The 20350-nt window shown below is 64.5% G+C and carries 17 protein-coding genes; 10 read left to right on the forward strand and 7 right to left on the reverse strand.

All coding sequences use genetic code 11. The features are described from left to right. Window positions 1–195 precede the first annotated feature (195 nt). On the reverse strand, window positions 196–975 hold the full coding sequence (locus AAFG13_RS40385; protein WP_097670526.1) for an enoyl-CoA hydratase-related protein: 780 nt from the start codon (window positions 973–975) through the stop codon (window positions 196–198). A gap of 220 nt (window positions 976–1195) precedes the next feature. Between AAFG13_RS40385 and AAFG13_RS40390 the strand changes: the two genes are divergently transcribed. Together AAFG13_RS40390 and AAFG13_RS40395 are read left to right on the forward strand one after the other, a co-directional pair. Next, window positions 1196–2470, forward strand: coding sequence for an acyl-CoA dehydrogenase family protein (locus tag AAFG13_RS40390; protein ID WP_342710461.1), 1275 nt, complete (start codon window positions 1196–1198; stop codon window positions 2468–2470). Between the two features lie 25 nt (window positions 2471–2495). Beyond that, entirely contained in the window at window positions 2496–2969 is a 474-nt protein-coding gene (locus AAFG13_RS40395; protein ID WP_212311157.1) for a GFA family protein, read from the forward strand. 160 nt (window positions 2970–3129) lie between these two features. On the opposite strand, the gene AAFG13_RS40400 is transcribed toward AAFG13_RS40395, so the two are convergent. After that, a complete protein-coding gene (locus tag AAFG13_RS40400) occupies window positions 3130–4710 on the reverse strand; it encodes a fatty acid--CoA ligase (protein ID WP_342710462.1) in 1581 nt (526 codons plus the stop codon). Between the two features lie 251 nt (window positions 4711–4961). Continuing rightward, the gene (locus AAFG13_RS40405) at window positions 4962–5837 is read right to left on the reverse strand and encodes an SDR family oxidoreductase (RefSeq protein ID WP_298369876.1); all 876 of its coding nucleotides are present in this window, start codon (window positions 5835–5837) and stop codon (window positions 4962–4964) included. Between the two features lie 100 nt (window positions 5838–5937). Here AAFG13_RS40405 and AAFG13_RS40410 point away from each other — a divergent pair, with 100 nt between their 5' ends. From AAFG13_RS40410 to ppc, 3 genes are all read left to right on the forward strand, one after another. After that, window positions 5938–6750, forward strand: coding sequence for a crotonase/enoyl-CoA hydratase family protein (locus tag AAFG13_RS40410; protein WP_342710463.1), 813 nt, complete (start codon window positions 5938–5940; stop codon window positions 6748–6750). Between the two features lie 123 nt (window positions 6751–6873). Then, window positions 6874–8418 (forward strand): acyl-CoA synthetase, encoded by a 1545-nt coding sequence (locus AAFG13_RS40415; RefSeq protein ID WP_342710464.1) that lies wholly within the window; start codon window positions 6874–6876, stop codon window positions 8416–8418. Between the two features lie 235 nt (window positions 8419–8653). Beyond that, window positions 8654–11461 carry a phosphoenolpyruvate carboxylase gene (gene ppc / locus AAFG13_RS40420; RefSeq protein WP_342710465.1) on the forward strand — a complete coding sequence of 936 codons (2808 nt, stop codon included), beginning with the start codon at window positions 8654–8656 and terminating at the stop codon, window positions 11459–11461. Between the two features lie 158 nt (window positions 11462–11619). Here ppc and AAFG13_RS40425 read toward each other — a convergent pair whose 3' ends face one another. From AAFG13_RS40425 to AAFG13_RS40440, 4 genes are all read right to left on the reverse strand, one after another. Continuing rightward, window positions 11620–12732, reverse strand: coding sequence for an SMP-30/gluconolactonase/LRE family protein (locus AAFG13_RS40425; protein WP_342710466.1), 1113 nt, complete (start codon window positions 12730–12732; stop codon window positions 11620–11622). A 178-nt stretch (window positions 12733–12910) separates the two neighbouring features. After that, window positions 12911–13825: an SDR family oxidoreductase gene (locus AAFG13_RS40430; protein ID WP_028338734.1), complete on the reverse strand. Its 915-nt coding sequence runs from the start codon at window positions 13823–13825 to the stop codon at window positions 12911–12913. A 157-nt stretch (window positions 13826–13982) separates the two neighbouring features. Next, entirely contained in the window at window positions 13983–15122 is a 1140-nt protein-coding gene (locus AAFG13_RS40435) for a thiolase (protein WP_212311151.1), read from the reverse strand. Between the two features lie 4 nt (window positions 15123–15126). Further along, window positions 15127–15540, reverse strand: a complete 414-nt coding sequence (locus AAFG13_RS40440) for a Zn-ribbon domain-containing OB-fold protein (protein WP_024579400.1) — start codon at window positions 15538–15540, stop codon at window positions 15127–15129. A 244-nt stretch (window positions 15541–15784) separates the two neighbouring features. Here AAFG13_RS40440 and AAFG13_RS40445 point away from each other — a divergent pair, with 244 nt between their 5' ends. Genes AAFG13_RS40445 through AAFG13_RS40465 form a run of 5 tightly spaced genes read left to right on the forward strand, consistent with a single transcriptional unit; the run spans window position 15785 to window position 20344 of the window. Continuing rightward, complete coding sequence (locus AAFG13_RS40445) at window positions 15785–17032, forward strand: amino acid ABC transporter substrate-binding protein (protein WP_092125077.1); 1248 nt, start codon at window positions 15785–15787, stop codon at window positions 17030–17032. Window positions 17033–17077: 45 nt separating this feature from the next. After that, window positions 17078–18001 (forward strand): branched-chain amino acid ABC transporter permease, encoded by a 924-nt coding sequence (locus tag AAFG13_RS40450; protein ID WP_092125078.1) that lies wholly within the window; start codon window positions 17078–17080, stop codon window positions 17999–18001. Further along, the gene (locus tag AAFG13_RS40455; RefSeq protein WP_212311150.1) at window positions 17994–18914 is read left to right on the forward strand and encodes a branched-chain amino acid ABC transporter permease; all 921 of its coding nucleotides are present in this window, start codon (window positions 17994–17996) and stop codon (window positions 18912–18914) included. The genes AAFG13_RS40450 and AAFG13_RS40455 overlap by 8 nt, the downstream gene beginning before the upstream one ends. Next, complete coding sequence (locus AAFG13_RS40460; RefSeq protein ID WP_342710467.1) at window positions 18904–19635, forward strand: ABC transporter ATP-binding protein; 732 nt, start codon at window positions 18904–18906, stop codon at window positions 19633–19635. The genes AAFG13_RS40455 and AAFG13_RS40460 overlap by 11 nt, the downstream gene beginning before the upstream one ends. Further along, window positions 19625–20344 carry an ABC transporter ATP-binding protein gene (locus AAFG13_RS40465; protein ID WP_342710468.1) on the forward strand — a complete coding sequence of 240 codons (720 nt, stop codon included), beginning with the start codon at window positions 19625–19627 and terminating at the stop codon, window positions 20342–20344. The genes AAFG13_RS40460 and AAFG13_RS40465 overlap by 11 nt, the downstream gene beginning before the upstream one ends. The last annotated feature ends 6 nt before the right edge of the window (window positions 20345–20350 follow it).

Here is a 20350-nt window from a genome sequence, read left to right on the forward strand (position 1 = left end):
TGGGTAGAGCGAAGCGAAACCATCACAAACGGCGCAAGCGTCGATGGGTTTCGCTGCGCTCTACCCGTCCTACAAGCCGTCATTCCGGGGCGCCGCAAAGCGGCGAGCCCGGAATCCATACTCACGATCGTGGTTATGGATTCCGGGCTCGATGCTACGCATCGCCCCGGAATGACGGGTGGAGGAAGGTTGTTGCTACCGTCCCAGCCATTTCGGCGGGCGCTTCTCCGAGAACGCCTTCGGGCCCTCGATGTAATCCTGCGAGGCGGCCATCGCCTTCACCGCCGGATACTCGCGCTGCTCGGCCAGCGCCTGCTCCAGCGAGACTTCGAGGCCCTTCTGGATCGCCTGCTTCGAGGCGCGGATCGACATCGGCGAGTTCTTGGCGATGGTCTCGGCCCAGCGCTCGGCGGCGGCGAGGGCTTCGCCCTGCGGCACCACCTCATTGACGAAGCCGAGCTCGAGGCCTTCCTTGGCACTGACATGGCGCGCGGTCAGGATCATGCCCATGGCGCGCTTCAGCCCGATCTGGCGCGGCAAGCGGTGGACTCCGCCAGCGAGTGCCGCAAGGCCGACCCGCGGCTCGGGCAAAGCGAAGGTCGCGTTCTCCGAGGCAATGATCAGGTCGCAGGCCAGCGCGATCTCGAACCCGCCACCCATTGCGACGCCATTGACGGCGGCGATGATCGGCTTGTCGCAGTCGAAGCGGCTGGTCAGCCCGGCGAAGCCGCCCTTGTCCCAGCCGCGCTTGCCGCCGGCGGCCTGCCATTTCAGGTCGTTGCCGGCGCAGAACGCCTTGTCGCCGGCACCGGTGACGATCGCGACCCACTGCTCGGGATCGGCGGAGAAGTCGTCGAACACCTTGTTGAGCTCGAAATGCGCGTCGATATGCAGCGCGTTGTAAACCTCGGGCCGCGACAGCGTCACGATGGTGATGGGACCCTTGCGCGTCACCTTGGAGAATTTCAGATCCATGTTTGCTCCCGTCGATTTTCTGCGGCGAAGAATATGGCCACTATCCTACCGCCTGCACCTCGTTCCGCGCCATCCAATTACGCAATGCGACCGCGCGCGCAAGCCTCATCGGCCTGCTTGACTTGGCCGCGTGCTTCTCACCTTAATCGATCCGAACGCGGCTGCGCGATAGCGCCTAAACGCAAAACCAGAATCAACAATATCTTCGGGAGTGACCGCCTTGGATTTCAATCTGCCGGCTGACCTGACAGCCTATCTCGCCGAGCTCGATCGCTTCATCGAACGCGAGGTCAAGCCGCTGGAAGCGGCTGACGACAACATCCGCTTCTTCGATCATCGCCGCGAATGGGCGCGCACCGATTTCGACAAGGGCGGCCTGCCGCGCCATGAATGGGAATTGCTGCTGCGCAAGGTCAAGAACCTGGCCGATGCAGCGGGTCATCTGCGCTTCGCGATCCCGAAGCGCTACGGCGGCAAGGACGGCTCCAATCTCTGGATGGCTGTGATCCGCGAACATTTTGCCTCGAAGGGTCTCGGCCTGCACAACGATCTGCAGAACGAGCATTCGATCGTCGGCAATCTGCCCATCGTGACCATGCTCGACCGCTATGGAACCGACGAGCAGAAGGCGATGATCGACGGCTCGATCACCGGCAAGTACCGCATCACGTTCGGTCTCACGGAGCCCGAGCACGGCTCCGACGCCACGCATATGGAGACCAGGGCGGTGCAGGCGACCCGCGACAACGTCAAGGGCTGGATCATCAACGGCGAGAAGATGTGGACCACAGGCATGCATGTGGCGACGCATTGCGCGCTGTTTGCCCGCACCTCCGGCAATGACGGCGACGCTCGCGGCATCAGCTGCTTCCTGGTGCCGGCGAAATCGCCGGGCGTGAAGGTCGAGGAGTACATGTGGACCTTCAACATGCCGACCGATCACCCGCGGGTCAGCTTCACCGACGTGTTCGTGCCTGAGGATGCGCAGTTCGGCGAGGTCGGCCGTGGCCTGTCGCTGGCGCAATGCTTCGTGCACGAGAACCGAATCCGCCAGGCGGCAAGCTCGCTCGGCGCCGCCGTCTATTGCATCAATGAGAGCGTCAAGTATGCCCGCGAGCGCAAGCCGTTCGGCAAGGCGCTGGCGGAGAACCAGGCGATCCAGTGGCCGCTGGTCGAGCTTGCGACCCAGGCCGAGATGCTGCGGCTGTTGATCCGCAAGACCGCGTGGGAGATGGATCAGCTGACCCAGGCGCAGGTCGAGCACACGCTGTCGGACCGGGTCTCGATGTGCAACTTCTGGGCAAACCGGCTGTGCTGCGAGGCCGCCGACCGCGCGATGCAGGTGCATGGCGGCATGGGTTATTCGCGCCACAAGCCGTTCGAGCACATCTACCGCCACCACCGCCGCTACCGCATCACCGAGGGCAGCGAGGAAATCCAGAAGCGCAAGGTTGCAGGCTTCCTGTTCGGCTACATGGGCGCCGGCAAGCACTGAGGCCTCAACCGAGGAGGGGCACGACATGGAAGGCGGATGCACCTGCAGGAACGTCCGCTACCGCCTGACCGGCAGGCCGATGATCGTGCACGCCTGCCACTGCACCTGGTGCCAGCGCGAGACCGGCACCGTGCATGCGCTCAACGCGATGTACGAGGCCGAGCGGGTCGAGCACATCGCGGCCGAGCCCGAAATCGTCGACACGCCATCGGCGAGCGGCAAGGGGCAGAAGATCGCCCGCTGCCCGCGCTGCAAGGTCGCGGTGTGGAGCAACTATCCGGGCGCGGGACCGGCGGTGCGCTTCGTTCGCGTCGGCACGATGGATGATCCGAGCCAGTGCCCGCCTGATGTCCACATCTTCACGTCGTCGAAGCAGCCTTGGGTGACGTTCCCGCCCGGCGCCAAGGTGTTCGCGGAGTATTACGATCGGCGAGAGGTCTGGCCGAAAGAGGCGCAGGAGCGCTGGCGGATCTTGCGGGAGAGGATGAAGAAGACTTGATGGACGCTTCTCTCACCATCGTCGTCCCTGCGAAAGCAGGGACCCATAACCACAGTCGGCTATTGGTTGAACGAGATGTGGCCCCAGCGTCGCTAGACAATGAGCAACGGTGGTTATTGGTCCCGGCTCGCGCTTCGCTGGGCCGGGACGACAGGGGAGGTTAGTTCACCTGCCGGTCCTTCCCCACCCAGTACGGATCGCGCAAATTCCGCCGCAAAATCTTGCCCGACGGGTTGCGCGGCAGCGCCGGGATGAAGTCGACAGATTTCGGCGTCTTGTAGCCCGCGATCCGCTCGCGGGTGAAGTTGATGATGTCGGTCGCCGTCGCGCTCTTGCCCGGCTTCATCACCACCACGGCCTTCACCGCCTCGCCCCATTTGTCGTCGGGGATGCCGATCACGGCGGCTTCCGCCACGTCGGGGTGGTCGCACAGCGCGCTCTCGACTTCGGCCGGATAGATGTTCTCGCCGCCGGAGATGATCATGTCCTTGATGCGGTCGTGGATGTAGAGATAGCCGTCGCTGTCCATGTAGCCGACATCGCCGGTGCGCAGCCAGCCGTCGCTATCGATGGTGCGCGCGGTGGCCTCGGGCAGATTCCAGTAGCCGGCCATGTTGGAGCCGGAGCGGGTGGCGATCTCGCCGACCTCGCCCGGCGGCAGCGGCTTGCCGTCCGGATCGAGGATCGCAAGCTCGATGCCGGGCAGCGCCTTGCCGGCGGAACGCATCCGGTCGAGCCCCTCGATGTGATCCTCCGGCGGCAGCGCGACGATGGTGCCGGTGGTCTCGGTCATGCCGTACATCTGCACGAAGCCGCATTTGAAGACCTCGATGCACTCCTTCAGCAGCGCCGCCGGGATCGGGGAGGCGCCGTACAGCATGTATTTCAGGCGCGAGAAGTCGACCTGCCGCGCGCGCGGCTGCCGCACCACGAACTGCATCGCCGCCGGCACCATGAACAGCTTGGTGATGCCGGACTGCTCGAAGAAGTCGAGCACCTTGGTCGGATCGAACTCGCGGGCAATGACGCCGCGGGCGCCGTGATAGAGCCCCATGACGCCCCAACCCGAGCCGCCGATGTGGAAGATCGGCATCGCGACCAGCGAGACGTCGTCGGTGGTCCACCGGTTCCATTCCGGCTTCTCGGCTTCGTTGCCGCTCTGCACCAGATTGAGGAAGTTCGCGTGCGACAGCATCGCGCCCTTCGGCTTGCCCGTGGTGCCCGAGGTGTAGAGCTGGATCGCGATGTCCTTCGGCTCGATCGCAACCCGCGGGTCGTCGCCGCTCTGCGCGTCGCGCCAGGCGAGATAGTCGGGCCATTCGGGTGCCCCGCCCTCGGTCGTGATGACGGTGCGGACGCTCGGCAGCTTGTCCCTGATGTTGCGCGCCTGCGTGATGAATTCGGGGCCGACGAACAGCACTGGCGCCCTGCAGTCGTCGACGATGAAGGCGACCTCGGGGCCTGCGAGGCGCCAGTTCACCGGCGCCATCACCACGCCGGCCTTCATCGCGCCCATCAGCAATTCAAAATAGAAGTCGCTGTTCTTGCCGAGATAGGCGATCCGCTCGCCCTTCTTGATGCCCATCGCGATCAGCGCATTGGCGACGCGGTTGGTTTTGACGTCGAATTCGGCGAAGCTGGTTTGCCGGCCCTCGAACTCATAGGCCAGCGCATCGCCGCGGCTGTTGGCGCGGTCGCGCACCATGTCGGCGAGGTTGCTCAGTTTCGGCGCGTCGGACATGTTTCCCCCGTGACGTCTTGTTTTGGTTGCGCGGAGTGTGGCGGCATCCGGCAGCAAAGACAATACGGGGAGTGGTGCACGATCAATCCACAGTGTCGTCCCGGGCAAGCGAAGCGCGACCCGGGACCCATAACCACAGGATCGAGTTGTCGAGCGCGCTGTGGCCCCAGCGCGCTCGATGTTTCAAGACGTGGTTATGGGTCCCTGCTTTCGCAGGGACGACAGCTGGAATCGAGGCGCGAGCTGTCGCTTCAACCTCGCGCCGCGCGATCCTTCTCGTTCTGGGCCTTGATCGAGTCGCGTGCCTTGGTCCAGTCGTCGTCGCTCCAGTCGCGAAGCTGGTAGAAATTGCCGCCCATCGCCAGCGCCTGCGCGCCGTCCATGGCGATGGTCTCGCCGTTGATCCAGTCGCAGCCGCCGGAGATCAGGAACACCGCGAGGTTCTGCAGCTCCTCCATGGTGCCGACCCGGCCCATCGGGTTCATCGCCTTGGTCCGCGCGCCGGCCTCGTCGCCGGGCTTGATGCGCTTGCTCATGCCCTCGGTCGGGATCTCGCCGGGCGCGATGGTGTTGAGGCGGATGCCGTGGCGGCCCCATTCGATCGCGAGCGACATCGTCATGGCGTGGATTGCCGACTTGCTCATCGCCGACGGCACCACATAGGGTGAGCCGTTGCGCACCCAGGTCACGGTGATCGACACCACGTTGCCGCGATGCCCGCCGGCGATCCAGCGCCGGCCCACTGCGTGCGTGACGTAGAAGGTGCCGTGCATCACGATGTTGGCCACTGCATCGAACCCGCGCGCGGAGAGCTCTTCCGACCGCGAGATGAAATTGCCGGCGGCGTTATTGATGAGATCGGTGAGCGGACCGCTGGTGGTCCAGATCGACTCGATCATCTCGTCGACCGCCATCGCATTGCGGATATCGACGCCGTGGCTGACCACGCGTCCGCCATGCTCGGCCATCAATTCGGTGGCGGTCTCGTCGCAGACGCTCTTGCGGCGGCCGCAGATATGCACCTCGGCTCCGAGCTGCAGGAACCGCGTGGCCATGGCCTTGCCAAGGCCGGTGCCACCACCGGTTACCAGTATGCGCCGCCCGGCAAGAAGCTGGTCAGAGAACATCGTTTCCTCCACGGGGGTTGTCAGTTAATTGGTCGATTGACTAAAAGCGGACAACGGCCTTTGTGTAAAGCGCCAACTCAAGGACAAAGCGGAGGGAATGATGGAAGATCGCGTTTCGATATCGATTTCGGACGGTATCGCCGATGTCCGCCTGGTGCGGGCGGACAAGATGAACGCGCTTGATGCCGCGATGTTCGAGGCATTGGTCGCCGCGACCGATCGGCTTTCCAAGGAAAAGGGCGTTCGGGTGGTCGTGCTTTCCGGCGAGGGACGGGCCTTTTGCGCCGGCCTCGACATGGGGCGGTTCGCCGCCATGAAGGATGGCGGTAATGGGGTGCCGGGCGGCGAGAATCGCGACCTCACCATCCGCACCCATGGCAAGGCCAATTTCGCGCAGCAGGCGGTCTGGGGCTGGCGCCAGCTTCCGGTGCCGGTGATCGCCGCGGTCCACGGCGTCGCGTTTGGCGGCGGCTTCCAGCTCGCGCTCGGTGCCGACATGCGCTTCCTCTCGCAGGACGCGCGGATGTCGATCATGGAGATCAAATGGGGCCTCGTCCCCGACATGGCCGGCACGCCGATCCTCGCGAGCCTCGTGCGCGACGATATCCTGCGCGAGCTCACCTATACCGGCCGCATCTTCTCGGCGCAGGAAGCACAGAGCTACGGCCTCGCCACCCGCGTCTGTGACGACCCGCGCGCCGCCGCGCTCGAGGTCGCGCGCGAGATCGCCGGCAAGAGCCCGGATGCAATCCGTGCCGCGAAGCGGATGCTGAACAATCTGTCGGTCGATCCGGCGGCCGCGCTGCTTGCGGAATCGGTCGAGCAGCAGAAGTTGCTCGGCAGCCCGAACCAGACCGAATCCGTGCGCGCCAATCTGGAGAAGCGCGCGCCAAGGTTTGCGGATGTTGGGTAGACGCAACGCCGTCATTCCGGGATGGTCCGAAGGACCAGTCCTAGCATCTCGAGATTCCGGGTTCGATGCTGCGCATCGCCCCGGAATGACGACTTAACCCGACGACAGATCGGACAGCGACAAATGGAAACGTCCCAACCCTTTCTCGGTATCGTCAGCGGCGGTCGCCGGCGCGATCACGCTGCGGTCGCCGAGCGCACTGAGCGCATCGCCAGCGGCCTGAACAAGCTCGGCGTCAAGCCGGGCGACAGCGTCTGCATGCTGATGCGCAACGACATCGCCTTCATCGAGGCTGCCTACGCAGCGATGCGGCTCGGCGCCTATGGCGTTCCGGTCAACTGGCACTTCAAGCCGGAGGAGATCAACTACGTGCTGACGGATTCCGGCACGCGCGTCCTGATCGGCCATGCCGACATGCTGCATCCGCTGCGCGGCGCGATCCCCGATGATGTCACCGTGCTCAGCGTGCCGACGCCGCCGGAAATCCTCGCCAACTACAAGATCAATCCCGATCATCTCGCGACACCCGACTTCGCGATCGATTTTGAATCCTGGCTGGCACAGTTCCCGCGCTATGACGGCCCTGTGGTGCCGCAGCCGCAGAACATGATCTACACTTCGGGGACGACAGGCCATCCGAAGGGGGTGCGCCGTTTCGCGCCGACGCCGGAACAGACCGCCAATGCGGAAGCGATGCGCGGAATGATCTATGGCCTGAAGCCGGGGGCGCGCGCGATCCTGCCGGGACCGCTCTACCATTCGGCGCCGAATTCCTTCGGGCTGCGTTCGGGCAGGCTCGGCGGCGCGCTGGTGCTGATGCCGCGCTTCGACGCGGAGGAATTTCTGCAGCTGATCGAGCGCGAGAAGATCGACACCATCTTCATGGTGCCGACGATGTTCATCCGCCTGATGAAGCTGCCCGAGGAGGTGCGCCGGAAGTACGACATGTCGTCGCTGCGCCACATCATCCATGCCGCGGCGCCCTGTCCGCCCGACGTCAAGCGCGCCATGATCGAATGGTGGGGGCCCGTGATCTATGAGTTCTACGGCTCGACCGAGTCGGGTGCGGTGACGTTCGCCAATTCCGAGGACGCGCTGAAGAAGCCCGGCACGGTCGGAAAGATCTCGCCCGGCGCCGAACTTCGCTTCATCGGCGACGACGGCAAGGAGGTGTCGCAGGGGCAGATCGGCGAGATCTATTCGCGGATCGCGGGCAATCCCGATTTCACCTATCACAACAAGTCCGAGAAGCGCGCCGAGATCGACCGGCAGGGATTCATCACCTCGGGCGACGTCGGCTATATCGACGCGGACGGCTACGTCTTCATCTGCGACCGCAAGCGCGACATGGTGATCTCGGGCGGCGTCAACATCTACCCGGCCGAGATCGAGGCCGTGTTGCATGCGGTGCCCGGCGTGCACGACTGCGCGGTGTTCGGCATTCCCGACGCCGAGTTTGGCGAGGCGCTGATGGCGGTGGTCGAGCCGCAGCCCGGCGTGACGCTCGACATCGCCTCCGTCCGCGCCCAGCTCAAGACCGCGCTGGCCGACTACAAGGTGCCCAAGCACATCGAGATCCAGACCAATTTGCCGCGGGAGGATTCCGGAAAAATCTTCAAGCGCCGGCTCCGCGATCCGTATTGGGAGCGGGCGGGGCGGAGGATTTAGGATCTAGGGCCGCAAACTCGCCGTCGTCCCTGCGAAAGCGGGGACCCATAACCACGAGTGGCAGTGTTGCGCATCGCTGTGGCCCCAGCCCGGCCAACCACAGCCGACTGTGGTTATGGGTCCCCGCTTTCGCAGGGACGACGGCCGAGTGTGCACCGCTTCCAAGTTCATCTTGCGCTGCGGCAAAAAAAGCGCACACTCCGGAGGAACCCGGCAGCCTCTGGAGTAGCCCGCCATGTCACCCCAGACCATGCCTTCCGACACCGATATCGGTGCCAGGAGTGCCGCAGAAGCCAGTCTCCTTGAGAAGGCGGCACAAGAGGAGGATGCCCGGCTCCGGAACGACATCCGGCTCCTGGGGCGCGTGCTGGGCGATACGGTGCGCGACCAGGAAGGGGCCGACGTGTTCGACCTGGTCGAGCGCATCCGCCAGACCTCGGTCCGGTTCCATCGCGACGAGGACAAGCTGGCGCGGCGGGAGCTGGAAGGCATCCTCGACGGCATGTCGATCGCCGAGACGCTGCAGATCGTCCGCGCCTTCAGCTATTTCTCCCACCTCGCCAACATCGCCGAGGACCAGAACAACATCCGCCAGATGCGCAGCCGCGGCCCCAGCGGGGCGCCACGACCGAGCACGCTGGAGCAGACGCTGGTGCATGCCCGCCAGGCCGGCATCAGCCCGGCCGACCTGCGCAGCTTCTTCAAGAGCGCGCTGGTCAGCCCGGTATTGACCGCGCATCCGACCGAGGTCCGCCGCAAGAGCACGATGGACCGCGAGATGGAGATCGCACACCTGCTCGACCGCCGCGAGCGGCTGCAAATGACGCCGGAGGAGAGCGAAGCCAGCGACGAGCAGCTGCGCCGCGCGGTCGTGACGTTGTGGCAAACCAACCTGCTGCGCCGGACCAAGCTCACCGTGCTCGACGAGGTCGCCAACGGCCTGTCGTTCTACGATTACACCTTCCTGCAGGAAGTCCCGCGCGTGCATTGCGCGCTGGAGGACCGCCTGAACAACGAGGGCGGCGAAGCGGGCGAACTCGCCTCGTTCCTCCGGATGGGAAGCTGGATCGGCGGCGACCGCGACGGCAATCCGTTCGTCACCGCCGAGGTGATGCGCGGCACGCTGCGGCTGCAGTCGAGCCGGGTGCTCAGCTTCTATCTCGAACAGCTGCATACGCTCGGCGCCGAGCTGTCGCTCGCGGCACATCTCGCCGATATCTCGGACGAATTGCGGATCCTTGCCGAGCGTTCGCCGGACACCTCGCCGCATCGGAGCGGCGAGCCGTATCGTCTGGCGGTATCGGGCATCTATGCGCGGCTCGCAGCCACCGCCATGCGGCTCGAGGTCGAGACCACGCGGCCGCCGGTCGGCAAGGCCGAACCCTATGCGAGTGTCCAGGAGTTCCAGGCCGATCTCGACGTGCTCAATCGCTCGCTGATCGCCAACAATTCCGGCGTGATCGCGCGCGGCCGGCTGCGGCAGTTGCGGCGGGCGGTGGATTGCTTCGGCTTCCATCTGGCGCGGCTCGACATCCGCCAGAACTCTGCAGTGCATGAACGCACCATCGCCGAGCTGCTCGATACCGCAAATCCCGGCATGTCCTATCTGGCGCTCGGCGAGGATGCGCGCGTCAGCCTGCTGCTCGGCGAATTGCGCAACGCGCGGCCGCTGGCGTCGCCCTTCGTCAAATATTCCGAGGAGACCCGGGGCGAGCTCGCCGTGTTCCGGGCCGCGGCCGAGGCCCACGCCAGGTTCGGTCCCGAAGTGATCCCCCAGTGCATCATCTCGATGTGCAAGGGCATGTCGGACATGCTTGAGGTCGCGGTGCTGCTGAAGGAGGTTGGGCTGGTCAATCCGTCCGGCCGCAGCGCCATCAACATCGTGCCGCTGTTCGAGACCATCGAGGACCTGCAGGCCTCGAGCGGTATCATGGACCGCATGCTGGTGCTGCACGACTATCGCAAGCTGGTCGACAGCCTCGGCAGCGTGCAGGAGGTGATGCTCGGCTATTCCGACAGCAACAAGGATGGCGGCTTCGTCACCTCGGGCTGGGAACTCTACAAGGCCGAGATCGGCCTCGTCGAGGTGTTCGAACGCCACGGCGTGCGGCTGCGCCTGTTCCACGGCCGCGGCGGCTCGGTCGGCCGCGGCGGCGGCCCGAGCTATGATGCGATCATCGCGCAGCCCGGCGGCGCGGTGAACGGTCAGATCCGCATCACCGAGCAGGGCGAGATCATCTCCTCGAAATATTCCAATGCCGAGGTCGGCCGCAGCAACCTGGAGATCCTGGCCGCAGCGACGCTGGAAACCAGCCTGCTGCAGCCGCGGCAGAGCGCGCCACGCCCCGAATATCTCAAGGCGATGGAGGAGATTTCCGCGCTCGCGTTCAAGGCCTATCGCGGTCTCGTCTACGAGACCGAAGGCTTTGCCGACTATTTCTGGGGCTCGACCGTCATCAACGAGATCGCGACCCTGAACATCGGCAGCCGTCCGGCCTCGCGCAAGAAGACCCGCGAGATCGAGGACTTGCGCGCGATTCCGTGGGTGTTCTCCTGGGCGCAATGCCGGCTGATGCTGCCGGGCTGGTATGGCTTCGGCAGCGCGGTCGAGACCTGGATTGCCGAGCACCCGGAGCAGGGCATGCCGTTCCTGCAGGAACTCTACAGGGAATGGCCGTTCTTCCGCACGCTGCTCTCCAACATGGACATGGTGCTGGCGAAGAGCTCGATCGCGATCGCCTCGCGCTATGCCGAGCTGGTGCCTGATGTCGCGTTGCGCGAGAAGATCTTTGGCCAGATCCGCCGCGAGTGGCATCTTGCGATCGAGACGCTGCTCGACATCATGGGCCACGACCGGCTGTTGCAGGGCAACCCGCTGCTGGAGCGCGGCATCCGCAACCGCTTCCCTTATCTCGATCCGCTCAACCACGTGCAGGTCGAGCTGCTGAAGGAGCACCGCGCGAAGGATCCCGATGAGCAGGTGCTGCGCGGGATTCAGATCACGATCAACGGGATCTCGGCGGGGTTGCGGAACAGCGGCTAGCCCCAGCGTCGTCCCGGCCTAGTGCGCGATTGCGCACGGGGGCCGGGACCCATAACCACGACTGGTCGTGTGACGAGAAGCTGGAGCCCCAGCTTTTCAAACAATCGGCGCTGGTGGTTATGGGTCCCTGCTTTCGCAGGGACGACAGCGCATTTGCGTCAGCAGTTATGCGCGCCTCTTGTCTCCACATACACCGCATACAATGACTGGCTTGCGGTCATGAACAGGCGGTTGCGCTTCTTGCCGCCGAAGGTGAGGTTGGCGCAGGTCTCCGGCAGCAGAATCTGGCCGATCCGCTGGCCGTCGGGTGCGAACACCTGCACGCCGTCATAGCCCGGTCCGACCCAGCCGGCGCCGACCCAGATGTTGCCATCGATGTCGACACGCATGCCGTCCGGGAAGCCTGACTTTCCGTCCAGCGTCATGTCGATCAGCGTGCGCGGGTTGGACAGCTTGTCGCCGTTGAGGTCGTACTGCCAGACGATGTTCTTGGCGTTCGGATAATGCGTGATGCCGGTGTCGCAGACATAGACCTTCTTGTAGTCGTGGCTGAAGGCGATGCCGTTCGGCTTGAACGGTTCGTCGGCAACCTTGGTGATCTGCCCGGTTACAGCATCGATGCGGTAGACGGCCTCTTTCTGGTAGGGCTGGTTCGAGCCGGTGTTGGCGCGCTGGCCCTCGTAGATCGAGATCGCGCCGTAGCCGGGATCGGTGAACCAGATCGACTTGTCGTTGGGATGCACGACCATGTCGTTCGGGCCGTTGAGCTGCTTGCCATTGGCCTGCTCGGCCAACGACGTGACGGTTCCATCGTGCTCGTAGCGCACCAGCCGCGTGCGCTCGGCCGTGATCTGGCGGCCCTCGAAATCGAAGGTCGAGCCGTTGGCCTCGTTCGACGGCTTGTGGAACTGCTCGGAGATATGGCCGTCATCGTCCAGATAGCGCAACTGCCGGTTGGCCGGGATATCGCTCCACACCAGATACTGGCCCTGCGCGTTCCAGGCTGGGCCTTCAGCCCAGAGGCAGCCGGTGTACAGCCGCTTGATCGCGGTGTTGCCGACCTTGGCCTTGAAGCGCTTGTCGTCGATCACGACGATGTCGGGATCGGGATAACGCTGCGGCTCCGCGTTGCGGCCGAAGTCGCGCGCTGCAGCATCGGATGCAGCCATCGCAGTTGCAGCAAGCGCGGTTGCGCCGCGCAAGATGGTTCGACGGTCGAACGACTTCGCGCCGTCGCTCTCGTGTTGCTCTGTGTTGTTTGGATTTGTCACGAAAGTCCTCCCAGGCTTTTTGTTATCGGGAGGACGATCATGCGCCTGCAATTCGGGCACAATGCGGGCGCGCTATGAAGAAACAACCAAAGAGTGTGCTGCCCCGGCCTCGTGCGCGATTGCGCGCGGCGTTCGCCGAGGCGACTTTTTCATAAAACTGTCAGATCGGATCCCAAATTCAGATCGGATCCCAGGTGAAGACGTCGGCCGAGCGGTCGAGCTTGGCGAACGATCCCTTCAGCGCCGGCATGCCGTGTTCGGCAATGGTCTCGGGCGTCCAGCCTTCGCCGCGATGAACCGAGCGCACCGGACGATGCTGGCCGAACAGGAAGATCTCGTTCATGCGCACGCCGAAGATCTGCCCGGTGACATCCTTGGCGGCGTCCGAGAGCAGATAGGCGCAGACCGGCGCGATCTTCTCCGGGCCCATCTGCTTGATCTTCTCGACGCGCGCCTTCTCGGCGTCGGTCTCGGTCGGGATGGTGCCGATCATGCGGGTCCAGGCGAACGGCGACACGCAGTTCGAGCGCACGTTGAAGCGGCCCATGTCGAGCGCGATCGATTTCGACAGGCCGACGATGCCGAGCTTGGCCGCGGCGTAGTTGGCCTGGCCGTAATTGCCGATCAGGCCGGAGGTCGAGGTGAAGTGCACGAACGAGCCTGACTCCTGCTCGCGGTAGATGCGCGCCGCGGCGTGGCTGACATAGAACGAGCCCATCAGATGCACCTTGATGACGGCCTCGAAGGCTTCCACGCTCATCTTGTGGAAGATCATGTCGCGCAGGATGCCGGCATTGTTGACGACGCCGTCGAGCCGGCCGAAATGATCGGTCGCGGTCTTCACGATCTTGCTGGCCGGGATCGCTTCCGCCACCGACTCGAAATTGGCGACGGCGGTACCGCCGCGCTTCTTGATCTCCTCGACGACTTCCTCGGCGGGCGCCGCGCTCGAGCCGCCACCGTCGGCGGCGCCGCCGGGATCGTTGACCACGACCTTGGCGCCTTCCGCCGCGCAGAGCAGCGCAATCTCGCGGCCGATGCCGCGGCCCGCGCCGGTGACGATGATGACTTTATCCTGCAGTGATTTTGCCATGTGGGTTCTCCTTGGTTCTGTGTGTCCGCAGGCCGATGCAGAACCCACTCGTCATGCGCGGGCTTGGCCCGCGCATCCATCCTTCCTCAGAAGGAGATGGATTGCCGGGTCAAGCCCGGCAATGACAGATTGGGCGCTGCGCTCGCGCGGGCCATTGCTATCGTTCGTTCGTAAAGATGATCGTGCCTGACGCGGCGAACATGCCGCCGACGCCGTGGCAGACCGAGATCTTCGCGTTCGGCACCTGCGCCGGCGCGATGCCGCGCATCTGCCGCACGCTCTCCTGCAGTGCGTACATGCCGTACATCCCGGAGTGCATGTAGCTCAGCCCGCCACCGTTTGTGTTGAGCGGCAGCTTGCCGCCGGGGCGGGTGTTGCCGTCGGCGATGAACTTGCCGGTTTCCTCATGCGGCATGAAGCCGAGGTCGCCGAGGCCGTAGAGCGGCAAATGCGCGAAGGCGTCGTAGATCATCAGGTGGTCGACGTCCTTGTGGGCGATGCCGGCTTCCTTGAAGGCGAGCGGGCCCGCCACCTTGAAGGCGCGCGATGAGTCAAATGTCTTCATCTGGCTGACCATCGGCGTTTCCACGCTCTCGCCGGTGCCGAGGATGTAGACCGGCTTTTGCGGGAAATCCCTGGCGCGATCGGCCGAGGTGAGGATCAGCGCGCCGCCGCCGTCAGTGACGAGGCAGCATTGCAAGAGCCGGAACGGATAGGCGATCATCCGCGAGTTCAAGACGTCGGCGACCGTGATCGGGTCCTTCATGGTTGCGCGCGGGTTCTTCGCCGCCCATTCGCGCTGCACGACGGCGACCATCGCGAGCTGCTCATGCGTGATGCCGTGCGTCTTCATGAAGCGCAGCACCGGAATCGGGAACATGCTCGGCGGCCCGTAGACGCCGAACGGCGACTCGAACTGGCCGTTGAGGCTGTCGGGTGCGGTGAAGCGCGGCTGCTTGCCGATCATCGACTTGCCGCTCTCGGCATGGGTGATCAGCACGGTCTTGCAGAGGCCGGCCTCGATCGCCGCAGCTGCGTGGCGGACATGCAGCATGAAGGAGCAGCCGCCGACTGAGGTGCCATCGACCCAGGTCGGCGTGATGCCGAGATAGTGCGCCATCTGCTGCGGGGTTTCGACCGCGGTGGCGAAGCCGTCGATGTCGGACAGTTTCAGGCCGGCATCCGCGATCGCGTTCAGCGCCGCGTCCGCGTGCAGCTGGATCTGCGACATGTTCGGGATGACGCCGAGTTCGGTGGTTTCGGCCGCACCGACGACGGCAACCTGGTTCCTGCGCATCACATTACCCCTTTGCCGGGCGGAACAGGGGAAGGGTGATCTTGTCGTCGAGTGCCTCGAAGGCGACCTCGAGCGGCATGTCGAGCTCGAGCGCTTCCGGCGTCTGCGGACAATCGATGATGTTGCTCATCATGCGCGGACCTTCGTCGAGCTCGACGATGGCGATCGCATAAGGCGGCGTGAACCCGGGCGCGGCGGGACGATGGTTGATGACGTAGCTGTAGAGCTTGCCCTTACCGGTGGCCTTGAAGACGGAGACCTTGCGCGAGGCGCAGGAGGGGCAGAACGGTCGCGGCGGAAAGTAGACATTGGCGCAGGCGTCACAGCGCTGCAGGCGCAGTTCGCCGGCCTTGGTGCCATCCCAGAAATGCTGGGTCTCAGGCGTCGGTTTTGGTTTCGCGCGCGCGGGCTCGGCCATGTCTGATGTCTCCTCCCGAAATCGTTACAGTCTTGATGCGCCATTGGACCAACGGCCGTCAACGGTCCATCCGCGCCCCGCGCAGCGGCCTGTGTCCCGCGCATGCCGCATATTCCGCCCCTCGCACAATTGCTAAGGCCGCGATGCTTGTGTCGCCCCGGTCCGGCGCGTAGAAGGGCCGCGGTCCAAGATACGTCGAAGACCGGTCCACGAGACGTCCAAGATACCCGGGAGGAAGAATATCATGCTGAGGATCATCGGTGCGGCACTCGCTGCCAGCCTCGCATTTGCCACGCAGGCGATGGCCGCCGACGCACCGTCGGAGATCAAGATCGGCACGCTCTACGCTTCCTCGGGGCGCTATGCCTCGATCTCGATGCCGGTCTACAGCTCGCTCAAATTGTGGGTCGAGCAGAAGAACGCCGAGGGTGGCGTCTTCGTGAAGGCGTTCGACAAGAAGATCCCGATCAAGCTCGTCTCCTATGACGACCAGAGCAACACCGCGACCGCCTCGACGCTTTATAACCAGCTCGTCACCCAGGATAAGGTCGACCTGCTGGTCGCCGATTCCGGATCGGTGCTGACGGCGCCGGCGGTTGCGATCGCGCGCGACCACAAGATGTTCCTGTTCGACCAGACCGGCACCGGCGCGAGCTTCTTCTCCAAGGACAATCCCTACATCGCGCTGATGGCCGATCCGGTGTCGACGGTCTGGCCGAAGCCGGTGGCTGACTTCATCAGTCATGACGGCCCTGGCCTCGGCATCAAGAAGATCGCCATCCTCTACGCGACCAACGAGTTCACGGGCACCCAGGCCAACGCGTTCCGCAAGTTCGTCAAGGAGTCCGGCGCGCCGATCGAGATCGTCTACGACCAGGGCGTTCCGACCGAGACCACCAATTACAACGTCATCATCAACAATATCAGCAACACCAATCCCGATGCGGTGATCCATTTCGGCTATGCGCCGAACGACATCGCCTTCCTGCGCAACGTCCAGGACGTCGGCACCAAGTTCAAGATGCTGTTCGCGATCTATGCCGGTCTCGAGACCGAGCTGCTGGAGAAGAACGTGGGCGCCAAGGGCCTCGAGCACGTCTGGACCTATGTGCCGCCGTCCGAGCTCGACTATCCCGTCAATTTCGGGATGACCATGAAGGACTTCCGCGCCGCCTGGCTGAAGAAGTACAACGACGGCAAGATGGAGTTCGGCTTCAACGCGGTGGCGGGCTACACCACCGCGCTGGTGATCGAGAAGACGCTGTCGGTTGCGACCAGTCTCGACCAGATGGAGCTGCGCCGCGCGGTGTTCTCGCTCAGCGGCCAGCTCAAGACGCTGGACGGCACCTTCGCGCTGGATGAGACCGGCGGCCAGATCGGCGAATTGACGCCGCTCGGCCAGCTCACGGTCGACGAGCACGATCACATCAAGTTCGTCTCGATCTATCCGCATGAGACCGCCACCGGCAAGCCGATCTATCCGGCGCCGTGATGCAGGTGAGTGCGGCAGGCGTAACCTTCGGCGGCGAGCGGTAGCATGACCTATGCGCTCGTTGCCGGCGTGCTATTCGGGCTGTATTTCAGCCTGGTCGGCATCGGTCTCAATCTCGTGTTCGGCGTCATGCGCATCGTCAATCTTGCGCATGGCGACATTCTGATGCTCGGCGCCTTCATCGCGCTCGGCGTGGTCGGCATTGCCGGCATCGACCCGCTGTTCGCGGTGCCGCTGGCCTTCATGGTCTTCGTGCTCGCGGGCGTGCTGCTTTACTGGGTGCTGGTGCCGCGGCTGCAGGGCTCGGCCAACCCGGAAATGCTGTCGATCATCCTGTTCTTCGGCCTGTCGCAGGTGATCGAAGCCGTCACCACGATCTTCGCCGGCACCAGCGAGCGCTCGATCCAGAGCCGGCTGCTTGGCACCGTGTTCACGACGATCAAGGTCAAGTGGTTCGGCGGCAAGGCCGGCGGGGCAGGGCCGATCCAGATCTTCGGCCAGGGATTTCCCGCGCCCTGGGTGATCGCGGCCTGCACCAGCCTTGTCGCGATCGCGCTGGTCTATCTCTATCTCTACCACACGCGGCTCGGCACCTTGACGCGCGCGGTAATGTCACGCCGTGACGAGGCCTTGGCGACCGGCATCGACGTCGATCGTGTCTCGGCGGCAGCGTTCGGCATCGGGCTCGGCATCGCGGCGGTGGCCGGTGTGTTCGCGCCCTTCATGTTCGGCTCGGTGACGCCGGCGTTCGGCGCCGATGCCACGGTGACGTCGTTTGCGATCGTCGTGCTCGGCTCGCTCGGCAACCCGCTGGGCACCGCGCTCGGCGGCGTCGTCTACGGCCTCTGCTACATGCTGGTGCAGACCTATCTCAGTTCCTGGGCCGACCTCTTGCCCTATGTGTTGTTGATCGTGATCCTGTTGCTGCGCCCGAGCGGTCTGCTCGGAAGGCGGGTGCGCGTTGCATAACGCCTCGAAGCACCTGCTGTTCATCCTGGCGCCGCTGGTGGTGGTGTTCGCACTGTTGCCCGGCGTCTATCAAAACCATCTGCTGCTGTTCAACTTCGTGATCTTCCTGATCCTCGCGCAGGGCGTGAACATCATCTATGGATTCACCGGCTATCTGCCGTTCGGCTATGTCGGCTTCTTCGGGGCCGGCGCCTATGGCTTTGCCATCATGGTGATGCATCTGCAGACGCCGGCGCCATTGGCCGTGCTGGTCGGCGGCGTCGTCGCGGTTGCGCTCGGCCTGTTGCTGACGCCGCTGCTACGGCTGTCGGGCGCGTATTTTGCGATCGCCAACCTCGCGGCCTCGCTTGCGGTGCTGCACTTCGTCGCCAACCCGGCGCTGGAGGGGATCACCAAGGGCCCGTACGGCGTGTCGCTAACCGGCACGTTCAACCCGACCCATGCCTATTATGCAGCCGTCGTCGTCATGGCGCTGACGGTCGGCGCGGTGATCTATCTCAAGAACTCGCCATTCGGCCTGGCGCTGCAGGCCGTGCGCGAGGATGCGGTGTCGGCCTCGATGGCCGGCGTCAACATCATCAAGATGCGGGTGATTGCCTGGCTCGCCTCGGCGCTGGTTGCAGGTCTCGCCGGCGGCATCTACGCCTGGTACGTCTCGGTGTTCTATCCGGACAACGTGTTCTCCGGCGAGTTCAGCATCTTCGCGATCGTGTTCGCGCTGTTCGGCGGGGTCGCCACCATCACCGGACCGATCGTCGGCGTGCTGATCCTCTACGGCATCTACAATCTGATCGGCTTCACCACGCCGCAATATTTCCAGCTGATCTACGGCCTCCTGATCATGGGACTGGTGCTGTTCCTGCCCGCAGGGCTGGTGTCGCTGGCAACGCGCAGGGGGTGGCATGTCCCCTGAGCAAAACTCCATCCTCAAGGTCTCCAAGCTGGTCAAGCGCTTCGGCGGCTTCCACGCGCTCGATGGCCTGAGCTTTCATGTGGTGCCCGGCGAGATCCTCGGCCTGGTCGGTCCGAACGGCTCCGGCAAGACCACGGCGATCAACGTGATCTCCGGCCTCTATGCGCCCGATGGCGGCGAGGTCGTGTTCGACGGCGCGTCCTCCGGCGGCGTCGCCTCGCACAAGCTCGTTCACCGCGGCATCAACCGCACCTTCCAGGTGCCAAAGCCGTTCCTGTCGCTCACGGTGCGCGAGAACATCCAGGTGGCACTGGCCTATGGCGGCGCGACCGGCACGCCGCCGTCGATCGCCGAGCTGCTCGAGGATTTTAGACTGAAGGAGGTCGCCGACCGTCCTGCGGCCGATCTCAACAGCGCGCAGCAGAAGATGCTCGATCTCACCCGCGCGCTCGCCACGCGCCCGCGGCTCCTGCTGCTCGACGAACTCGCGGCCGGCCTCAACCCGGCGGAGCTCGACTGGATCGCCGGCCGCATCAAGGCCTTGGCCGCGACCGGCATTGCGATCATCGTGGTCGAGCATCTGATGGGCTTCATCGAGCAGATCACCGACCGCGTCATCGTGCTCAATGCGGGCAAGGAGATCTTCGAAGGTACGCTCGCGACCGCGGTGCGCGAGCCGCAGGTGATCGAGGTGTTCCTGGGAGGCGAGCATGCTCACTGATGCAACGTCGCTTCTGGACGCCAAGGGCGTCGATGCCGGCTACGGCACCATGCAGGTGTTGTGGGGCGTCGATCTCGACGTCCGCCCCGGCGAGACCGTGCTGCTGCTCGGCGCCAACGGCGCCGGCAAGACCACCTTCCTGAAGTCGCTGGTCGGCCTGATCGAAGCCCGCAGCGGCCACATCAAGCTCGGCGGCGAGGACATCACCAGGATGCGATCGTCCGACCGCATGAAGCGCGGCATGACCTATATGTCGGAGCTCGCGGTGTTTCCCGATCTGTCGATCGAGGAGAACATCCGCGTCGGCGCGCAGGCGCTCGGCCATGTCAATCCGGGCGCGCGGGTCGACGAACTGTACGGCCTGTTTCCGGTGCTGCGCGACAAGCGCCGCGACCCGGCCTCCAGCCTGTCCGGCGGTCAACGCAAGATGCTGGGCATCGCCAAGGCGCTGTCGGCCGAGCCGAAGCTGCTGGTTATGGACGAGCCTTCGGCCGGGCTGTCGCCGCTGTTCGTCAAGGAGGTGCTTCGCGCCTTGTCGAGCCTGCAGGGCCGCGGACTGGCGCTCTTGATCGCCGAGCAAAATATCGGTTTCCTTGAGATTGCCACCCGCGTATTCGTGCTGGAAGGCGGGCGGATCCGCTTCTCCGGCACAGTTGCCGAGATGAGCGGCAATGAAGAGCTGCACCGGGCCTATTTCGGGTTGAAGTGATGCCGG

Origin of the sequence: Bradyrhizobium sp. B124 (assembly GCF_038967635.1) — a bacterium.
Classification (GTDB): Bacteria; Pseudomonadota; Alphaproteobacteria; order Rhizobiales; family Xanthobacteraceae; genus Bradyrhizobium.